The sequence below is a fragment of the Neobacillus niacini genome (genome assembly GCF_019749295.1).
Classification (GTDB): domain Bacteria; phylum Bacillota; class Bacilli; order Bacillales; family Cytobacillaceae; genus Neobacillus; species Neobacillus niacini_D.
This window is the reverse complement of sequence record NZ_JACWFG010000003.1, coordinates 160,730-179,411: the sequence shown is the minus strand read 5'-3', so window position 1 is coordinate 179,411 and position 18,682 is coordinate 160,730. Positions and strand designations below refer to the sequence as shown.

Below are 18,682 nucleotides of genomic sequence, written 5' to 3'. Positions count from 1 at the left end.
TATGAAAATGAATCTAGAAAAAATTCAAAATGCTGCAAGATTTTTAAAGGAAAAGTACTCAAACACACCAAGAGTAGGTCTAATCTTAGGTTCAGGACTTGGGGTGTTAGCAGATGAAATTGAAAATCCAGTCAAAATACCATATAACGAAATACCTGATTTCCCGATTTCAACTGTTGAAGGTCATGCCGGACAGCTCGTTTTTGGTGTATTAAATGGAGTTGAAGTGGTGGCAATGCAAGGCAGGTTCCACTTCTATGAAGGCTATGGCATGGATAAAGTAACCTTTCCGGTCCGCGTAATGAAGGAACTTGGTGTAGATATGCTGATTGTGACAAATGCAGCCGGCGGAGTAAATGAAAGCTTTGAAGCAGGAGATTTAATGATTATTACCGATCATATTAATTTTATGGGTACCAATCCATTAATAGGTCCGAATGATTCTAAACTAGGAGCTCGTTTCCCAGATATGTCAGAAGCGTATTCAAAAGAATTACGTGCCGTGGCGAAAGAAATTGCCTCTCAAATTAACTTGAATGTTAAAGAAGGCGTTTATTTTGGTAATCCAGGACCAGTGTACGAGACTCCAGCGGAAGTTAGATTGGTTAGAACTCTTGGCGGAGATGCGGTAGGGATGTCAACTGTACCTGAAGTTATTGTTGCCCGCCATAGCGGGATGAAGGTATTAGGAATTTCCTGCATATCAAATATGGCAGCAGGAATTCTTGATCAACCTTTAACTCATGATGAAGTAATTGAAACAACCGAAAAAGTGAAAGCAAACTTTTTATTATATATAAAAGAGATCGTTAAAAACATAGCAAAATAATCTTAAAGAAGTGGTGATTTATATGAGAATGGTTGATTTAATTGAGAAAAAAAGAGATGGGCAAGAACTAACTACCGAAGAAATAAAATTTATTATCAATGGATACACAGATGGTTCCATCCCAGATTATCAGGTTAGTGCTTTAACTATGGCAATATTTTTCCAAGGCATGACAGAAAAAGAAAGAGCAGATTTAACTATGGCCATGGTTGAATCAGGCGATCAAATTGATTTATCACAAATTGAAGGCATTAAAGTTGATAAGCATTCAACAGGCGGAGTAGGCGATACAACAACACTAGTCCTTGGACCGCTTGTTGCGGCACTAGGTGTTCCAGTTGCAAAAATGTCAGGACGCGGCTTAGGACATACGGGCGGTACGATTGATAAATTAGAAGCAGTAAAAGGTTTCCACGTTGAAATCGAGAACGAGGAGTTTATTGATTTAGTTAATAAAAATAAAATTGCGGTTATTGGACAAAGTGGCAACTTAACACCTGCTGATAAAAAGTTATATGCATTAAGAGATGTAACAGCAACGGTTAATAGTATCCCGCTAATTGCCGGCTCTATCATGAGCAAAAAAATCGCTGCTGGTGCTGATGCAATTGTTTTGGATGTAAAAACCGGTGCAGGTGCCTTCATGAAGACGATTGATGACTCTAGAGAACTGGCTAAAGCAATGGTAGGTATCGGAAACAATGTTGGAAGACGAACAATGGCTGTTATTTCTGACATGAGTCAGCCGCTCGGGTTTGCAATCGGAAATGCACTTGAAGTGAAGGAAGCGATTGATACCTTAAAAGGTGAAGGTCCTGAGGACTTAACAGAGCTTTGCTTAACACTTGGCAGTCACATGGTTTACTTAGCAGAAAAGGCTAGTTCTTTAACAGAAGCACGCACAATGCTTGAAAAGGTTATTAAAGATGGATCTGCACTTGAAAAGTTTAAGGTCTTCCTAAGCTCTCAAGGCGGGGATGCTTCGATTGTTGATGATCCATCTAAAATGCCGCAAGCTCAATTCACTTTCGAGCTGGAAGCAAAAGAAGACGGTTATGTTTCTGAAATAGTTGCCGATGAAGTTGGAACAGCTGCAATGAAACTAGGAGCAGGAAGAGCGACAAAAGAGTCCGTAATTGATTTAGCTGTAGGGCTTGTTTTAAGAAAGAAGATCGGAGATCAAGTGAAAAAAGGTGAATCGTTAGTAACGATTTATAGTAATTTTGAGGATGTAAGTGAAGTAAAAGCAATGCTTTATGAAAATATCATCCTTTCTTCAGAAAAAGTAGAGGCACCAACCCTCATTCATGAAGAAATAACACAATAAAAAGATAGTAATGACAGTCCAGGGAAAACTTCCTGGGCTTTTTTTATTTTATTGACAGGAAAATATTGTATAAAGTTATTGAAATTGGAAAAAATGGAATCTATATAAAGAATGGAGGGTTATGCGAATGAAACGATATATCTCTTTACTAGTAATAGTCTTGTTATTAACAAGTATATGGATACCAACCGTATCTGCTGAAGAAAAACAAAGTACTGATATTACAGAAAATGTTAGGTCCGCGATCCTTATTGAGCGTGATACTGGTCAAATTCTTTATGAGAAAAATAGTAATGAGGAGCTTCCGCCAGCAAGTATGACAAAAATCATGACCATGCTGCTTATTATGGAAGCAATTGACCAAGGAAAACTCAAATGGGATGAAAGTGTCCGCACAAGTGAGTATGCTGCCTCGATGGGTGGTTCGCAAATCTTCCTTGAACCAGGAGAAGAGATGACAGTTAAGCAAATGCTTCAAGGTATAGCAATTGGCTCTGGAAATGATGCATCAGTAGCTATGGCAGAGAAAATTGCAGGATCAGAGGAAGCCTTTGTTGACACGATGAATAACAAAGTAAAAGAACTTGGCTTGAAGAATACAACTTTTAAAAATACTACAGGACTTCCAGGAAGCGGTCACTATAGTTCCGCGCATGATATGGCAATCATGGCCAAGGAGCTATTGAAGTACGAAGACATAACAAAGTTTACAGGAACATATGAAGCGTATTTACGAGAAAATACAGATAAAAAATTCTGGCTGGTGAATACCAATAAATTAGTTCGATTTTACCCAGGAGTAGATGGTCTCAAGACTGGCTTCACAGGTGAAGCCAAGTATTGTTTAACTGCAACTGCCCAAAAGGATGGTATGCGCGTAATAGCAGTCGTTTTTGGTGCGCCGACATCAAAAGAAAGAAATGCTCAAGTAACCAAAATGCTTAATTATGCGTTCGCACAGTATCAAACACATCCAATGTTCAAACGAAATCAAGTGATTGGCAGCGCCCATGTTAGTAAGGGAAAAGAAAAGAAAGTTGAGGCAGTAACAAGTGAGCCACTTTCATTACTTACTAAAAAAGGTGAGAAAACTGAAGATGTAAAACAAAAAATCTCACTGGATAAAAATCTAGATGCACCAATTAATAAAGGTGATAAAGTAGGGACCATTAAACTAGTTAAGGATGGAAAAGTAATTCTTGAAAGCGAACTAGTTGCGAAAAACGACGTAAAAGAAGCAAGCTGGTGGACTCTTTATAAACGTTCATTTGGAATGTTTACAAAAGCAGGTAAATAGTATTCCTGAAAATGTATGTCGAAATCCAACTATTTTTAGCAGATAACAACTAGTTTTGTCTTGAGAGAAGGAGATTGCTCTAACAGTAACGAATTGACTCACTATACCAGACTAAGGAGGCTAGGAATAGTGAGTCTTAACATTGAAATGGAAGTAAAACATGATGTTTTATTACTCCGTATAAGCGGTGAATTGGATCATCATACAGCAGACGAATTACGCGAACAAGCTTCGAATGCAATTGAAAAAAATGATATTCGTCATATAGTTTTAAATCTAGAACAGCTTTCTTTTATGGATAGCTCTGGGTTAGGTGTCATTATAGGGCGGTATAAGCAAATCAAGCAGGTGCATGGTGAAATGGTCGTTTGTGCGATTTCCCCTGCAATACAACGATTATTCGATATGTCGGGGATGTTCAAAATCATAAAGCTTGAACCGACCGAAGAGTTTGCATTGCAAAGATTGGGGGTGGCCTAAAGATGAAGAATTCAATGAATCTTCAATTCAGCGCTTTAAGTCAAAATGAATCATTTGCCCGTGTTACTGTTGCTGCTTTTATAGCACAGCTTGACCCTACAATGGATGAACTGACTGAAATCAAAACAGTTGTTTCAGAAGCTGTAACCAATTCTATTATTCATGGTTATGAAAATGACCCTGATGGAATTGTTTTTATCCAGGTAACCATTGAAGATAACATAGTGGATATTTCAATTAAAGATGTCGGACTGGGTATTGTAGATGTGGAGGAAGCTCGACAGCCATTATTTACAACGAAGCCAGATTTAGAAAGATCTGGTATGGGATTCACTATCATGGAAAATTTCATGGATGAGGTTGAGGTTCTCACACAGCCAGGTAAAGGAACCGAAGTAAGACTAAAAAAGCATTTACACACAAGCAAAATGCTATGCAATTAAGGAGACTTGCCAATGGATGTGGAGGTCAAAAAAGATAAAGCGCAAACGTATTTAAAGGACCATGAAGTTAAAGAGCTTATTAAGAAAAGCCAAGATGGCGACCAAGCAGCAAGAGATCATATTGCTGAAAAAAATATGCGTCTTGTTTGGTCGGTTGTCCAGCGGTTTCTAAACAGAGGATATGATCCAGATGATCTTTTCCAAATTGGATGTATCGGACTGCTGAAATCTGTAGATAAGTTTGATCTTTCCTATGATGTGAAGTTTTCTACCTATGCGGTTCCAATGATTATTGGTGAAATCCAAAGGTTTATTCGTGATGATGGGACGGTAAAGGTTAGCCGTTCATTAAAGGAAATGGGCAACCGAATTAGAAAGGCAAAGGATGAATTGTCGAAGACATATGGCAGAATTCCAACTGTTAACGAAATTTCAGAGCATCTTCAGCTATCTCCGGAGGATGTTATCCTTGCCCAGGAAGCTAGCCGGACGCCATCTTCTATTCATGAAACAGTTTATGAAAATGATGGAGATCCTATTACATTATTAGATCAAATAGATGATGGAAACGAAGGCAAATGGTTTGATAAAATTGCCTTGAAAGAGGCAATTCGAGAATTGGATGAACGTGAGCGGCTCATTGTTTATTTACGTTATTATAAAGACCAAACACAGTCAGAAGTAGCTGTAAGACTGGGTATATCTCAGGTACAAGTTTCAAGACTTGAGAAGAAGATTTTGCAGCAAATGAAGGATCGTATGGATCTCTAATCCATACGATTTTTTTTTTTTAGTAAAGAAAGATTTTTTGCTCATACTAGTTATACAAGGAAATCAATGTGTGGGGAGTGAATGTTTTGGAAAAAACAATCTACATCCGCATGCGGAATCGTGTTCTGGTAAAACCGGAAGAAAAGATTTATTTAATGGATATTGCTCAGGTTATTGCACCAGAAACCGTCATCTCTGACTTGAAAAGTCTAATGGTTCATCAAGTAACCGTAAAGGACAAAAATATTATTATCATTGACGTCATGAAAATAATTCGTTTAATTTCAGGTCTGATTGAAGATGTCGAAGTCCAAACAATTGGACCTGCGCAAACAATTGTAGAAGTGATGTTACAAAAAAAACAAATGTCATTTCCTCTTTTTCTCTTGATTTGGTTTCTATTATTTTTCGGTTCAGCAATGGCCATTATGAATTTTCATGATGACGTGAGTATGCGAAGTGTACAAGAGAAGTTATACAGGATTATTACTGGTGTGGAAGATTCTAAGCCTTGGATATTTCAAATCCCCTATTCAATCGGTTTAGGTCTTGGCATGATTTTATTTTTCAATCATGTATTTCAAAAAAGAATCAATGAAGAACCAAGTCCCCTGGAAGTTGAGATGTTTAACTATCAAATGGATTTAGATAACTATGTCATCATTCATGAAAACAAGGAAAGCATGAATCGTACGAATGACGATTAAGGTAGTAGCAGTTATGTTTATCGGACTTGCAGGTGGATTAGCAGTTGGTTCAGGTTTTGTAGCTTTTTTAACAGTACTTGGAATTATCCCAAGAATGACGCAGTTAACGAAAACAATGAAAATGATTCGGCATTATGAATGGGCTGTTGTTATGGGGGCGTTAACGGGTGTGGGCGCAAGTCTTAGAGATCCAATTTTAGGTATATCCCCATATTTCATGCTGCCTCTAGGTCTTGTCGGTGGTGTATTTGTAGGGATGTTAGCTGCAGGTCTCACAGAAGCCTTAAATGTATTCCCTGTATTGGCAAAAAGGATGGGGATTGATGGGAAAATTATCATCTTAATTATGGCAATTGTATTAGGTAAAATTGTTGGGTCAATTTTTCAATGGGTCTATTTTGTTCATCTTTAAATCTGCAGTGTCTAGCCCAAGGCGCGCTTTTTCGCATTTCATCTAGAAAGGACATCCTAGAATGAGTATTCGCAGGCGGGTTATATTAATTACTGATGGTGATGAGTATGCAAAGAGGGCCGTAGAGTGTGTCGCCAAAGAAGTAGGAGGGCGTTGTATTTCTATGTCTCAAGGAAATCCCTCTCAGCTGACAGGAGCGGAACTTGTTGAATTAATTAAAAAGGCCGCAAACGACCCAGTATTAGTAATGTTTGATGACAGTGGACTTGTTGGAGAGGGTGCAGGGGAACGAGCATTAAAATATGTCGCCACCCATAAAGATATTGAAGTCTTAGGAGTAATTGCAGTTGCTGCAAAAACTCATCAGGCAGAGTGGACAAGAATCGATGTAAGTATCGATCGGGATGGAGAATTAACTCCCTATGGTGTAGACAAACATGGTATACCAGAACTGGAGATTGGAAGGCTAAATGGGGATACCGTTTACTGCCTCGATGAATTAGATATTCCACTCATCGTTGGCATTGGAGATGTAGGGAAAATGGCGCGGCGAGATCACTATGAACGTGGAGCACCTATTACGAAAAAGGCGGTAGAGCTAATACTCGAAAGGAGTGGATTTCGTGACGAGAGAGAACGAAATAGATTGGCCGATTCCTGAATCGCTGGAAGAAATAGAACATTACATGAAACAGCGAGTCGGACTAGGAGTCAGTTTTGACTTTGGCGTTCGTAAGTTAAAAATACTAAAAAAGGATGTTCATTTTTACTGGATAACTGGTTTATGTGATACTCAATTTATTATTGAAACCGTAGAAGAATTAGTACGCATAAATGATCATGAGAAAGTGTCTGCTGATTTATTTAAGATAGTTGAAAATAGGCTCGTCAACCAATCTGTTAGTCCTGTTAAAACTCTTGATGAAATGGTTACACAAGTTTTGTCTGGATTAATTGTTGTAGTAGTAGAGGGAGCAAATACTGCTCTTGCCGTTGACGTCAGAAGCTACCCCGGCCGTACACCTCAGGAGCCCGATACTGAGAAAGTAGTTAGAGGCTCGCGTGACGGGTTTGTTGAAAATATTGTTATTAATACTGCATTAACAAGAAGAAGAATACGTGATGAACGGCTCCGCTTTGAGATTTTGAAGGTTGGTGAACGTTCAAAAACAGATATAGCCATAGGATACATAAATGATATAGCTGATCCGGATTTAGTTAATATTATCCGGAAAGAACTTAAGTCGATAAAAATTGATGGAATTCCGATGGCTGATAAAACGATAGAAGAGTTTATTCTAAAACAAGGATTTAACCCTTATCCATTGGTAAGATACACAGAACGTGCAGATGTAGCTGCGGCACATCTATTAGAAGGACATGTAATTATATATGTGGATACATCTCCAAGTGTCATCATCGCGCCGACTACTTATTTTCATCATGTCCAGCATGCAGAGGAGTTTCGGGAAGCACCAGTAATGGGAACTTTTGTCCGCTGGTCAAGGTTTTTAGGTGTTCTAACATCTATATTATTACTTCCTTTGTGGCTCTTGTTCGTGTTAGAACCATCCTTACTGCCAGATAAGCTTTCGTTTATTGGCCCAAATGAACAAACCAATATTCCAATCGTGGTTCAGATATTATTAGCTGATTTTGGACTTGAATTTTTAAAGATTGCGGCCATACATACACCCACCCCGCTATCAACTGCGATGGGATTAATTGCTGCAGTGTTGATTGGTCAGATTGCAATTGAAGTTGGTTTGTTTGTACCCGAAGTAATACTCTATGTTGCTGTTGCTGGTATTGGTACGTTCACCACACCGAGTTACGAGCTAAGTGTTGCAAATAAAATAGGAAGAATTACCCTATTAATACTCGTAGCCATTTTCCATACGCCAGGTTTCGTCATTGGCTCTACCTTGTTATTTATTCATTTAGTAACCACGCGTACTCTTAATACTCCGTATTTTTGGCCATTTCTCCCTTTTGAACCAAAGGGATTTCTGCAAATTATTTTCCGGCGGGCAATACCTGGATCGATTCTTCGTCCAAGTATTGTACATCCTAGGAATCGCTACCGTCAGCCGCCGGATGGAGAATAAAATATTGCGGAAAAGATATTGTTATGCTAAAGTATTTTTAATTATATAAAAGGATAAGAAGCTAAAAATAGGCAGTATCCTTTGTGGATTCTGTCTATTATTTATTACTTTTTTAAGCATGTACCATACAATAATAAAGAGTCTCTACGAAAGAGAGGGAGAGGTAATGTATTTTTACGGGACAACAGGCGTAAACGGCAAGGGGAATTTGGAAATAGGCGGAGTAGATGCTGTAGATTTGGCCGAACAATTTGGAACGCCTCTCTATGTTTATGACGTATCATTAATGCGGGAAAGAGCTAGAGGTTTTAAGCAGACTTTTGAAGATCAAAACATCAAAGCACAGGTTGCTTATGCGAGTAAGGCATTTTCGACCATTGCAATGCTTCAGCTTGCAGAGGAAGAAGGTTTATCTCTTGACGTTGTCTCCGGAGGAGAGTTATATACCGCAATAGCTGCAGGTTTTCCAACAGAAAGAATTCATTTTCATGGTAATAATAAAAGTAGAGAAGAATTAGAAATGGCACTAGAAAACAAAATTGGCTGTATTGTAGTTGATAATTTTTATGAGTTAGAGCTTTTAAAGACAATTTGCCATGAGAAAAATGAAACCATAAGCATTCTGCTACGGGTAACTCCAGGAATTGAAGCACATACACATGATTATATTTTAACTGGTCAGGAAGATTCGAAATTTGGTTTTGATTTGCAAAATGGACAAGCGGAAGAGGCTTTAACGACTGCTCTTCGCTGTGATTATTTTGATGTATTAGGATTACATTGTCATATTGGTTCCCAAATTTTTGAGACAACTGGTTTCTTGCTGGCTGCGGAAAAAATTGTTGGAAAAATGAACCAATGGAAAGATACTCTTAACTTTGAAGCAAAAGTCCTTAATTTAGGCGGAGGTTTCGGAATCCGTTATACAAGTGAAGATGAACCGCTTTTACCTTCTCAATATGTTAGTGAGATTATTAAAGAGGTTAAGAAGTTAATACAGCAATACTCAATGGCAATGCCAGAAATATGGATCGAGCCGGGACGGTCACTTGTTGGTGATGCAGGTACAACGTTATATCGAATTGGGTCTTCTAAAGAAGTTCCTGGTGTTAGAAAATACTTGGCGGTAGATGGCGGGATGAGTGACAATATTAGACCAGCTCTCTATCAGGCGAAGTATGAAGCGGTACTTGCTAATAGGCCATTGGCAAAAAACAAAGATAAGGTTTCCATTGCTGGTAAATGCTGTGAATCAGGTGATATGCTGATTTGGGATCTGCCGCTTCCTGAAACAGAAGATGATGATTTACTTGCTGTTTTTTGTACGGGAGCTTATGGATATTCGATGGCAAATAATTATAATCGTATTCCACGTCCAGCTGTAGTATTTGTTGAAAATGGGAATGCTGCACTCGTTGTAAAAAGGGAAACGTACGAAGATTTACTTCGGTTAGACTTGCCATTAAAATAAATGAGCTGCCGCCAAAGCGGCAGTTTATTTATTTTCTAATCCAGCTACAGCGCATAGGCGCTGCCGCTTATATGGATTAAATGGATTATTTTTTGTATATAGTGTAGAATGACAACATGTACGCTATCTTCAAATTGTATTTGGAGGATTTTTTATGAAGAAAAGTAATTGGACTGTATTTGGTATCCTTGGGGCGCTTGCACTTATTTGGGGAATTATCTATTGGGTTTTTATTGTACCAAAATAATGATATTAATATTGGGATTGATTGATAAACATTTATTATGTATGATGGACAATAATGAAACACTTTACGAATGAGACTACATATTATAGATAAAACTGTTTATTTATGAACTTGTTGGAAAAAATATATTATCCCTAACTGGGTTTATTTAATATAATGAGGGAGCTATTATGTTAATTCGTTATAAGAAAACATTTGAAAAGATAGCCATGGGCTTAATGTCCTTTATGCCTACGGAGAAGGACTTGAAGAAACTCCAGTTAACCATTAAGGAGTATGAAACGGAAGAGAACCTGCAGCTCTTTCTTTGGAAGGAAGAAGATATTATCGGTCTTATTGGAGTTCATATGAACGAAGATGACAATGCGATAATGATTCAACATATTTCTGTCAATCCCTCACACCGGTATCAAGGGGTTGGAAAAAGAATGGTCAAAGCATTGAAGGATATGTATCCAGATAAGCAAATAACAGCAAATAGCAATACTGCACCGTTTGTAGAGAAGTGTGATTTATGTTAAGAAAAATGTAGTTTTAACGATAAAGGCAACGATTCTATTCGTTGCCTTTTCTAATTCTCAGGGCTTCTTGCCGTTCTTCAATAACCTTTGATCTGTCGCGCAATTTATGTCTATGCACGATGGATTCATCCACTGCAATACTCTCCTGCCCCCAAATGAACCCTCTTTTTTTACATTCTGTAATGCAGGCTTGTAAAAGTACAGGATCTTTCACAGGAAGGTTAATGCTTTGATACCATATCTCTTTATCTATATCAGACAGAATTTTTGAGAGAAGAGCAAATAAAACATTGACATCCAATCCCTTTATGGAAGAAATATTTTCCTGCAGCGACAAGATGATAATCGCTTTTTCCAAGGTTCGCTTGGCACCCTTAAAGTTTCCTCTTCGATGATGATACCTTGATACTGCTAATAGTATAAAGCCCACCCAGATTGAATCCTTTTTTTTATCATTAGATTCCTTCCAGTACTCCTCTAGTATTTCGTGGCATTCAAAATAATCCCGATCACCATTAAAATGGACTAAAAATTGAATATACTCCTTTGGGTACAATATATCTCCCCCTAACCAACAAGTTATGTACAGTGTAGCACATAATAACAGATTCTTCAGGATCTTGCCACTAGAAAGATCTTGCCACTAGAAAAAGCCCGCCACAAAGGCGGGCTGCCTAGCTTACATCGGTTATTTAATTAAAACCAAGAAGCACCAACGATAATTAAAAGAATGAATAGAACCACGATTAAAGCGAAGCCGCCTCCAAAACCGTAACCTTCAGCCATTTTCAAAAACCTCCTATACTGTTTTGTTATTCTTTTCACTCTCATCATATGTAGGGTGTTTGTCCGGTGTTATAGGCCAACATCACATTTTCAATAATTATGAAGGGAATGATTTTTCTATTGGATAAGTGTTTTGAATCCTCTATACTATAATAGTCATGATTTTTTATGAAAATTACATCAAGGATACTGGTGAAAGATGATACACTATAATGTTAAAATTGATGCGTTTGAAGGACCTTTGGATTTACTGCTTCATTTAATTAATCGACTCGAAATTGATATATACGATATTCCTGTTGCTCAAATAACGGAGCAATACTTAATCTATATAAAAACAATGACCGAACTTAAATTGGATATTGCCAGTGAGTTTTTAGTAATGGCAGCAACTTTATTAGCGATTAAAAGCAAAATGCTTTTACCAAAGCATGAAGAAGAATTGGATGACTTTGATTCGGAAATGACTTATGAAGAAGACCCCAGAGATGAACTTGTTGAAAGGCTGATTGAGTATCGAAAATATAAAGAGGCTGCACATGACTTAAAGTCACTGGAGGAAGAACGTGGACTTATGTATACGAAACCTCCAAGTGATCTTTCAGATTATGCAAAGGAAAAGCAGCCAGAAAAAACCGAGATAAATATCACTCTTTATGATATGTTAGCTGCTTTTCAAAAACTATTAAGAAGGAAAAAACTGCAGCGGCCATTGGCAACAAAGATTACTAGACAAGAAATTTCAATTGAGACTAGAATGACTGAAATAATGAGTGAGCTAAGGTACTTAAAAGGTCGGAGAAACTTCAATGATTTATTCCCTATTCCTACAAAGGATCATATTGTTGTGACGTTTTTGGCAGTGTTGGAGCTTATCAAAAGAAAAGAAATTGATGTAGAGCAAAATGAAAACTTTGGGGACATCTTTGTTCATGCAATAAAAGAAGGAGAGTAAGGGGTTTGGAGATAATAAATTGGCATAGTATTTTAGAGAGTCTTTTATTTGCGGCTGGTGATGAAGGACTTACTTTAAAGCATGTTGCGGAGGTCCTAGAGGTAGACGAGTTGAGGGCTGGAGAAATATTAGAGGAATTAAAACAGGTCTATGAAGAAGATGGCGAACGAGGAATCATGATTGTTCAGCTTGCTGGAACGTATCAGCTTGCTACAAAAAAAGAAAATGCTGATTATTTAAAGAGACTGGTTGACTCGCCTAATACATCTACCCTGTCACAGGCAGCTTTGGAGACATTGGCTATTATTGCATACAAACAGCCAATCACTCGTACTGAAATCGAAGAAATACGAGGTGTTAAAACAGAAAGACCACTTCATACACTAATGACAAAAGCACTCATTAAGGAAGTTGGAAGGGCTGAGGGAACGGGGAGAGCATATCTATACGGAACAACAAAAGAATTCCTTGACTACTTCGGGTTAAAAAACATCGACGAATTACCAAAGCTTCCTGATAGAGTAGAAGAAGAATTCGTCCAAGAAGAAGCAGACCTCTTCTTCGAAAAATTTCAGCAAAATCTAAATCCTTAAGGGAATAATTTTAAATCTCATTAGTTGATATTGCACTCTGTTGATTGGAGCGGAAGGCACGAAGACTCCTGCGGGAGGACGGGGCTGGGGAGACCCCACAGGCGCTAAGCGCCGAGGAGGCTCCCCGGACCGCCCGCGGAAAGCGAAGTGCCTCGGGACAGGCAGAGACCGCCTGTCCCTGCGATGATTATTCAAGAAGCATTCCTTAGTGGAGCGGAAATCAACAGACAACTATAAAGCAGTTAAATGTAAAACAATTTCGTTAGATGTGCTAAAATAGAAATAAGATTTTAAAAGAATTTCCGAAAATTCAACTTATTCGTTAATGGCAAAAGGGGATTGATTTAATTGTTAATAAAAGACTGTATCGGATACGAATTGGAAAAGGAAAAATCAAATACTTCAGAAGACTTCTTTAATAGAAGTGAAGTAACATTTATGGATGAATCAGAGGAAAAAACACTGCATGTATTATATGTTAGATACTTTGACGAATTCATCCAAGAATTCACTCCTTATCAGCAAAATCCAATTTTCACAAAAGACAATATCCAAGTAACCTTCAAGGACATCGTTGCCTTAGTGTGCTTAATCAAGAATCCGGGTTTGCGTAATCGAAAACGTTTATACATTAATTCTAAACAAGAATTTGCTTCTTATTTTCAAGATATTGACTTTGAAAAATTACCTGAAATCGTACTAGGTGTTAAGCAAAATAATAATTTTGAGCTTCGTTCTCCGCTGGATTACATTAAGCAGCCGAGATAGTAAGATAAGAAGAATTCGAAGGGGTGTTTTGATGGGAAATTCATTAGTTAAATCGCAGTTAAAAGATGTAAGTGGATTTTTAACTTCTACGATTAGTTCATTAGAAAGCTATTTAAATGAAACCACGATTTCACAGATGGAACAAGAGCTGCCTGGAGATTCCGCTTATTATAAGTTAGTCCTATCAAACTTGAGAAAATTGCTCGTTTATTGTGAAGAAGGCTTAGATGCGTGCTCGGTTATTTTGCAAAGTGAACCATTCCAGAAAGCAACTGCCGAAAAAACCCTTTATCGAATTTTCCATCAGTGTATTGAAGAGTTTTTCTCACCAAAAAATGATGCATGGTTTGAGGATAGTCGTTCAGCGTATACTGGAAAAAATTCAATTAAATTTTATAAAAGCGTGCCTGAAAGTGTTAAAAGGTTAGTTAGAGGATTCGAGGGAGAATTTCAAAGAGTCAGAGAAGAACTTGAATTCTATGAAACGGATTACCGTACAAAAATGATTCAATCGAAGTAAATAATAAAGAAGCTGTCCTCTATTTAGGGCAGTTTTTTACATTCTCATCAAGTTCTGTTGCGGATATTTATTCATATTCCCCAATATTTTTCATACCTTTTAGGTAGATTCAAAATAAAGGTGGGATAAAATGAATCGATTTAATCAGTATATTCTTGAGCTATTTGAATGGAATGAGGATATGAAACGATTTTTAGATAGTGAAGGAGTGCAAGACAACTTAGAACTTTGGGAGCAGCTTGAACATTTTACCGAGTTGATTGAAAACACAGGTGAATCTTTATCAGATAGTGATATGCTTGGACTTCAATCAAAGGCAGAGGAAATTCATGAGCATATGGAAAGCTTTTTTGCTCGTAAACAAGGTGCGGGAAATATCTGGGTTGAGAATAAAACTGTACCGCCCGGCGGTCATACACTCCCAGAACTTCCGTACGCATACAATGCACTTGAACCCTATATTTCGGAAGAAATAATGAGACTGCACCATGATAAGCACCATCGCTCTTACGTAGAAGGGCTGAACAAAGCCGAAGTGAATCTAAAAAAGGCTAGAGATCATAATGATTTTAGCCTTATAAAGCACTGGTCCAGAGAATTAGCCTTTCATGGTTCAGGACATTATCTTCACACGATATTCTGGAAGAATATGATCCCAAAAGGAGGGGGCAGCCCTCAAGGACTTCTGAAAAGAGAAATTGAAAACTATTTTGGGAGTTTCGATAAATTTAAGAAACAATTTTCAGAAGCAGCTAAGCAGGTAGAGGGTGTAGGCTGGGCTATCCTTGTATGGTCACCGCGGGCGAGACATCTCGAAATTTTACAATCTGAAAGACATATGCTGTTAACACAATGGGACACTATCCCATTGTTAGTACTTGATGTTTGGGAGCATGCCTATTATCTCCAATATAAAAACAATCGGGCGGGCTATATTGAAAATTGGTGGAATCTTATAAACTGGAACGATGTTGAAATGAGGTTCGATAAAGCATCTGAAATTAAATGGCCGGCATTCTAAACGGCGGGCAATCGGCAATATGTCGATTGCTTTTTTCATTTTTTAGGACAAATAGTCATAACAAGCCTTGTCCCGCATAAAATTTTAGAAAGCTAGTAACATGAACTACTGGCTAGACATGTTAACGAAGGGGACGAGGTAAACTTATGAGAATGATTTGGAAGCTAGTCATTTTTTCCCTCATGGTCTCACTATTCATTACAAACATTCCTCAAAAGGTGGATGCTTCCGTTTCCGTAAGTGCACGTGGTGCAGTTCTAATGGAGCAAGAATCAGGGCGTGTCCTATTTGAGAAAGATGCCCACACAAAAAGAAGAATCGCTAGTATTACAAAAATAATGACAGCGATACTCGCGATTGAATCGGGAAAAATGAATGAATTAGTGAAAGTAAGTGAACAAGCAACCCGAGCTGAGGGGTCGTCTGTGTACTTAAAGCCTGGAGAAAAGATTAAGCTCGAGCATTTAGTTTATGGTCTGATGCTTAGGTCTGGAAATGACACCGCTGTAGCAATTGCTGAGCATGTTGGAGGAAGTTTGGATGGGTTCGTATATTTAATGAATCAAAAAGCACGAGAGATTGGTATGTTGAATACTCACTTTTCCAATCCCCATGGTCTGGACGATCATGAAAATCATTATTCAACTGCATATGATATGGCTCTCTTAACCAAATATGCTATGCAAAATAAGGCATACAAAAAAATTGCTGGAACAAAGACCTATAAAGCGCCAAACCCTACTGAAAATTGGGATCGTCAGTGGAAAAATAAAAACCGCCTGCTTACAAAATATAAATATACGACTGGCGGTAAAACAGGATATACAAAACGGGCGAAAAGAACTCTTGTTACAACAGCAACCAAAGGAGATATGAGTTTAATTGCTGTTACCTTGAACGCTTCTGATGATTGGAATGATCACATAGCCATGTATGAAAATGGTTTTAAAACCTATGATATGGCGGAAGTACTTTCAAAAGGAACAATCGATATTAAAACGAATAAGCATTTTCAAAAGCATCTCTTTTTAAAGAGATCAATTGTCTACCCAGCAACTGATCAGGAAATGGAGTTATTCACTATAAAATATAAATTGAATAAGCCGGGAGAAGACTGGGATGAATCAGAGCATAATGGGGAAGCAGTTGGTAAAGCACAGGTCTTCCTTGATGGCAAAGTCGTAAGAGAAACACCTATTTATTATCAAGGGGGTCCTGAGAAAAAAAAGGGACTGTTTGATTCCTTAAAAGATTTATTTCTATCAGTTATTGGCGTGAAATTACATGGTTAATTATATTTGGGTTTTTATGACGATTGTTGGATTCGTTTTTGCTATGTTTAATGGGACAATCGAAGAAGTAAATAAAGCAATATTTGATGGGGCAAAGGAAGCTGTGACACTTTGTATAGGGCTAATAAGCATTCTTGTGTTTTGGTTAGGGATGATGCGGATAGCCCAAGAATCAGGATTACTAGATTTGTTGTCAAAGTTATTCCGGCCACTGGTGAAAAGGGTATTCCCAGATGTGCCAACAAATCATCCTGCCATGGGGTATATATTGTCTAATATGATTGCCAATATGTTTGGCTTGGGCAATGCGGCTACACCGCTGGGAATTAAAGCGATGGAGGAATTGAAACAATTAAATGGCGGCAAGAATTCAGCCAGCCGATCTATGGTCACCTTCTTAGCAATAAATACGGCAAGCATTACGATTATCCCCACAACCGTAATTGCAATCCGAATGAACTACAATTCTGCTTCCCCAACTGAAATTGTAGTTCCAACCTTAATTGCAACCATTATCTCAATGCTCGGAGCAGTTATGATAGATCGTTATTTTTATAATCGACGAAGTCGTAAAGGATGAATAGCATGGAATTTCTTTCGCTTATTTCCCTAGGTTTTATCCCTGTATTAATTGGTTTTATCCTTCTTTACGGAACGATTAAACAAGTACCAACATATGAAAGTTTCGTTGAGGGTGGAAAAGAAGGTATCAAAATTGCTGTTTCGATTATTCCATTTTTAGTAGGAATGCTTGTAGCAATTACTGTCTTTCGTGCATCAGGTGCTCTAGAAGCGTTGATGAATTGGATTAGACCAGCGATGGAAGCAATCGGAGTCCCTGCAGAAATTGTTCCCCTTATTTTAATTAGACCAATTTCGGGCACAGCTGCGCTTGGTATGACCAGTGATTTAATTGCTGTTTATGGGCCGGATTCATTTATTGGGAGACTAGCTTCAGTTCTTCAGGGAAGTACAGATACGACTTTTTATGTGTTAACAGTATATTTCGGAGCTGTCGGAATCAAAAAAATGGGCGATGCCCTTAAGGTTGGCCTGCTTGCAGATGTAGTGGGAATTATTGCAGCGATTGTGGTCGTAGTCCTAGTATTCGGTGCACAGTAGATGATTGTTAAGAGATGGTTTATAAATAAATAAGCAGGTTCCTAGGAGAGTTTTCATAAATAGGAGCCTGCTTTTTTGTATTTCATGCAAAAGAAAGGCCGTTACTTTGAAAAAGGGCAATTTTGTGTCATAATTCATTAGGGAAGAATAACAAATTTGTTTCCTACAAACTGTGGTGCACTGCATCCAGTATTCAAAATAAAGGTAAACAGCTGAGGTGGATCATATTGGAAAGATTGCAAAAAGTAATTGCACGAGCAGGAATTGCTTCCAGAAGGAAGTCTGAAGAATTAATTAAAGAAGGAAGAGTTAAGGTCAATGGAAAGGTAATAACGGAGCTTGGGGTGAAAGTCACACCATCTGACAAAGTTGAAGTTAACGGGGTACAAATTGAAAAAGAGGAACCTGTTTATTTTCTATTGTATAAACCAAGAGGAGTTATATCGAGTGTAAGTGATGATAAAGGGAGGAAGGTGGTCACGGATTTCTTTCCATATCAGCAAGAGCGTATTTTCCCGGTAGGACGTCTTGATTATGATACTTCAGGATTATTGCTGTTAACAAATGATGGGGAATTTGCTAATTTACTTATGCACCCAAGGAATCAAATAGATAAAGTTTATGTAGTAAAATCGAAAGGTATTCCGTCCAAGGAAAATCTTCGGAAGTTAGAGAGAGGAATTCATCTTGAAGATGGTAAAACAGCTCCGGCAAAGGTCAAGATGCTCTCAGTAGATAAGCAAAAACAAACTGCTATCATTGAAATCATCATCCATGAAGGACGGAATCGTCAGGTTAGGAGAATGTTTGAAGCCATTGGACATGAGGTTCTGAAATTAAAACGAGAACGTTATGGCTTTTTAACTTTACATGGTCTTTCAGCCGGGGATGCTAGAGAGTTAACACACCATGAAGTGAAGTTACTAAGAGGGCTGTCACTAGAGTCAACTAAAAAAAATTCATAAAGATGTCACAATTGTAATAAGGAGTATTTACTATAGGCACAGTGCTA

23 protein-coding genes are annotated in these 18,682 nt (G+C 38.0%); 21 read left to right on the top strand and 2 right to left on the bottom strand.

Going from position 1 to position 18,682, the window contains the following annotated elements:
* Nucleotides 1–7 precede the first annotated feature (7 nt).
* The 12 genes from H0184_RS06680 (at nucleotide 8) to H0184_RS06625 (ending at nucleotide 10,613) form a co-directional block, all read left to right on the top strand.
* Entirely contained in the window at nucleotides 8–829 is an 822-nt protein-coding gene (locus H0184_RS06680; RefSeq protein WP_221822818.1) for a purine-nucleoside phosphorylase, read from the top strand.
* Between the two features lie 22 nt (nucleotides 830–851).
* Complete coding sequence (locus tag H0184_RS06675; protein WP_221822816.1) at nucleotides 852–2,156, top strand: pyrimidine-nucleoside phosphorylase; 1,305 nt, start codon at nucleotides 852–854, stop codon at nucleotides 2,154–2,156.
* 127 nt (nucleotides 2,157–2,283) lie between these two features.
* On the top strand, nucleotides 2,284–3,453 hold the full coding sequence (locus H0184_RS06670) for a D-alanyl-D-alanine carboxypeptidase family protein (RefSeq protein ID WP_221822815.1): 1,170 nt from the start codon (nucleotides 2,284–2,286) through the stop codon (nucleotides 3,451–3,453).
* A gap of 129 nt (nucleotides 3,454–3,582) precedes the next feature.
* Nucleotides 3,583–3,933: an anti-sigma F factor antagonist gene (gene spoIIAA / locus H0184_RS06665; RefSeq protein WP_221822813.1), complete on the top strand. Its 351-nt coding sequence runs from the start codon at nucleotides 3,583–3,585 to the stop codon at nucleotides 3,931–3,933.
* A 2-nt stretch (nucleotides 3,934–3,935) separates the two neighbouring features.
* Complete coding sequence (spoIIAB, locus tag H0184_RS06660; protein WP_221822811.1) at nucleotides 3,936–4,376, top strand: anti-sigma F factor; 441 nt, start codon at nucleotides 3,936–3,938, stop codon at nucleotides 4,374–4,376.
* 12 nt (nucleotides 4,377–4,388) lie between these two features.
* Nucleotides 4,389–5,147 carry an RNA polymerase sporulation sigma factor SigF gene (gene sigF, locus H0184_RS06655; RefSeq protein WP_221822810.1) on the top strand — a complete coding sequence of 253 codons (759 nt, stop codon included), beginning with the start codon at nucleotides 4,389–4,391 and terminating at the stop codon, nucleotides 5,145–5,147.
* An 86-nt stretch (nucleotides 5,148–5,233) separates the two neighbouring features.
* Nucleotides 5,234–5,854 (top strand): stage V sporulation protein AA, encoded by a 621-nt coding sequence (locus H0184_RS06650; RefSeq protein ID WP_221822809.1) that lies wholly within the window; start codon nucleotides 5,234–5,236, stop codon nucleotides 5,852–5,854.
* Entirely contained in the window at nucleotides 5,844–6,266 is a 423-nt protein-coding gene (locus H0184_RS06645) for a stage V sporulation protein AB (RefSeq protein ID WP_221822808.1), read from the top strand. The genes H0184_RS06650 and H0184_RS06645 overlap by 11 nt, the downstream gene beginning before the upstream one ends.
* Nucleotides 6,267–6,327: 61 nt before the next feature.
* Nucleotides 6,328–6,927, top strand: a complete 600-nt coding sequence (spoVAEA, locus tag H0184_RS06640; protein WP_221822807.1) for a stage V sporulation protein SpoVABEA — start codon at nucleotides 6,328–6,330, stop codon at nucleotides 6,925–6,927.
* A complete protein-coding gene (locus H0184_RS06635; RefSeq protein ID WP_221822806.1) occupies nucleotides 6,890–8,374 on the top strand; it encodes a spore germination protein in 1,485 nt (494 codons plus the stop codon). The genes spoVAEA and H0184_RS06635 overlap by 38 nt, the downstream gene beginning before the upstream one ends.
* A 166-nt stretch (nucleotides 8,375–8,540) precedes the next feature.
* Nucleotides 8,541–9,845: a diaminopimelate decarboxylase gene (gene lysA / locus H0184_RS06630; RefSeq protein WP_221822805.1), complete on the top strand. Its 1,305-nt coding sequence runs from the start codon at nucleotides 8,541–8,543 to the stop codon at nucleotides 9,843–9,845.
* A gap of 417 nt (nucleotides 9,846–10,262) precedes the next feature.
* Nucleotides 10,263–10,613, top strand: a complete 351-nt coding sequence (locus H0184_RS06625; RefSeq protein WP_221822804.1) for a GNAT family N-acetyltransferase — start codon at nucleotides 10,263–10,265, stop codon at nucleotides 10,611–10,613.
* A gap of 34 nt (nucleotides 10,614–10,647) precedes the next feature.
* Here the strand turns inward: H0184_RS06625 and H0184_RS06620 are convergent, their stop codons facing one another.
* Nucleotides 10,648–11,169, bottom strand: a complete 522-nt coding sequence (locus tag H0184_RS06620; protein ID WP_221822803.1) for a DUF309 domain-containing protein — start codon at nucleotides 11,167–11,169, stop codon at nucleotides 10,648–10,650.
* Between the two features lie 140 nt (nucleotides 11,170–11,309).
* Nucleotides 11,310–11,399 carry a YjcZ family sporulation protein gene (locus H0184_RS06615; protein WP_179156986.1) on the bottom strand — a complete coding sequence of 30 codons (90 nt, stop codon included), beginning with the start codon at nucleotides 11,397–11,399 and terminating at the stop codon, nucleotides 11,310–11,312.
* A gap of 199 nt (nucleotides 11,400–11,598) precedes the next feature.
* Between H0184_RS06615 and H0184_RS06610 the strand changes: the two genes are divergently transcribed.
* The 9 genes from H0184_RS06610 to rluB all read left to right on the top strand — a co-directional run bounded on the left by H0184_RS06610 (nucleotide 11,599) and on the right by rluB (nucleotide 18,635).
* A complete protein-coding gene (locus tag H0184_RS06610; protein ID WP_221822801.1) occupies nucleotides 11,599–12,354 on the top strand; it encodes a segregation/condensation protein A in 756 nt (251 codons plus the stop codon).
* A gap of 5 nt (nucleotides 12,355–12,359) precedes the next feature.
* The gene (gene scpB, locus H0184_RS06605; protein WP_221822800.1) at nucleotides 12,360–12,947 is read left to right on the top strand and encodes an SMC-Scp complex subunit ScpB; all 588 of its coding nucleotides are present in this window, start codon (nucleotides 12,360–12,362) and stop codon (nucleotides 12,945–12,947) included.
* A 348-nt stretch (nucleotides 12,948–13,295) separates the two neighbouring features.
* Nucleotides 13,296–13,715, top strand: coding sequence for a hypothetical protein (locus tag H0184_RS06600; RefSeq protein WP_221822798.1), 420 nt, complete (start codon nucleotides 13,296–13,298; stop codon nucleotides 13,713–13,715).
* 31 nt (nucleotides 13,716–13,746) lie between these two features.
* Nucleotides 13,747–14,235, top strand: coding sequence for a YpuI family protein (locus H0184_RS06595; protein ID WP_221822796.1), 489 nt, complete (start codon nucleotides 13,747–13,749; stop codon nucleotides 14,233–14,235).
* A 130-nt stretch (nucleotides 14,236–14,365) separates the two neighbouring features.
* Nucleotides 14,366–15,256 carry a superoxide dismutase gene (locus H0184_RS06590; protein ID WP_221822794.1) on the top strand — a complete coding sequence of 297 codons (891 nt, stop codon included), beginning with the start codon at nucleotides 14,366–14,368 and terminating at the stop codon, nucleotides 15,254–15,256.
* Between the two features lie 146 nt (nucleotides 15,257–15,402).
* On the top strand, nucleotides 15,403–16,548 hold the full coding sequence (locus H0184_RS06585; RefSeq protein ID WP_221822792.1) for a D-alanyl-D-alanine carboxypeptidase family protein: 1,146 nt from the start codon (nucleotides 15,403–15,405) through the stop codon (nucleotides 16,546–16,548).
* Nucleotides 16,541–17,128 carry a nucleoside recognition domain-containing protein gene (locus H0184_RS06580; RefSeq protein ID WP_221822790.1) on the top strand — a complete coding sequence of 196 codons (588 nt, stop codon included), beginning with the start codon at nucleotides 16,541–16,543 and terminating at the stop codon, nucleotides 17,126–17,128. Before H0184_RS06585 ends, H0184_RS06580 begins: the two co-directional genes overlap by 8 nt.
* Before the next feature lie 5 nt (nucleotides 17,129–17,133).
* Complete coding sequence (locus H0184_RS06575; RefSeq protein WP_221822788.1) at nucleotides 17,134–17,670, top strand: spore maturation protein; 537 nt, start codon at nucleotides 17,134–17,136, stop codon at nucleotides 17,668–17,670.
* Nucleotides 17,671–17,897: 227 nt separating this feature from the next.
* Nucleotides 17,898–18,635: a 23S rRNA pseudouridine(2605) synthase RluB gene (gene rluB, locus H0184_RS06570; RefSeq protein ID WP_221822786.1), complete on the top strand. Its 738-nt coding sequence runs from the start codon at nucleotides 17,898–17,900 to the stop codon at nucleotides 18,633–18,635.
* Nucleotides 18,636–18,682 lie beyond the last annotated feature (47 nt).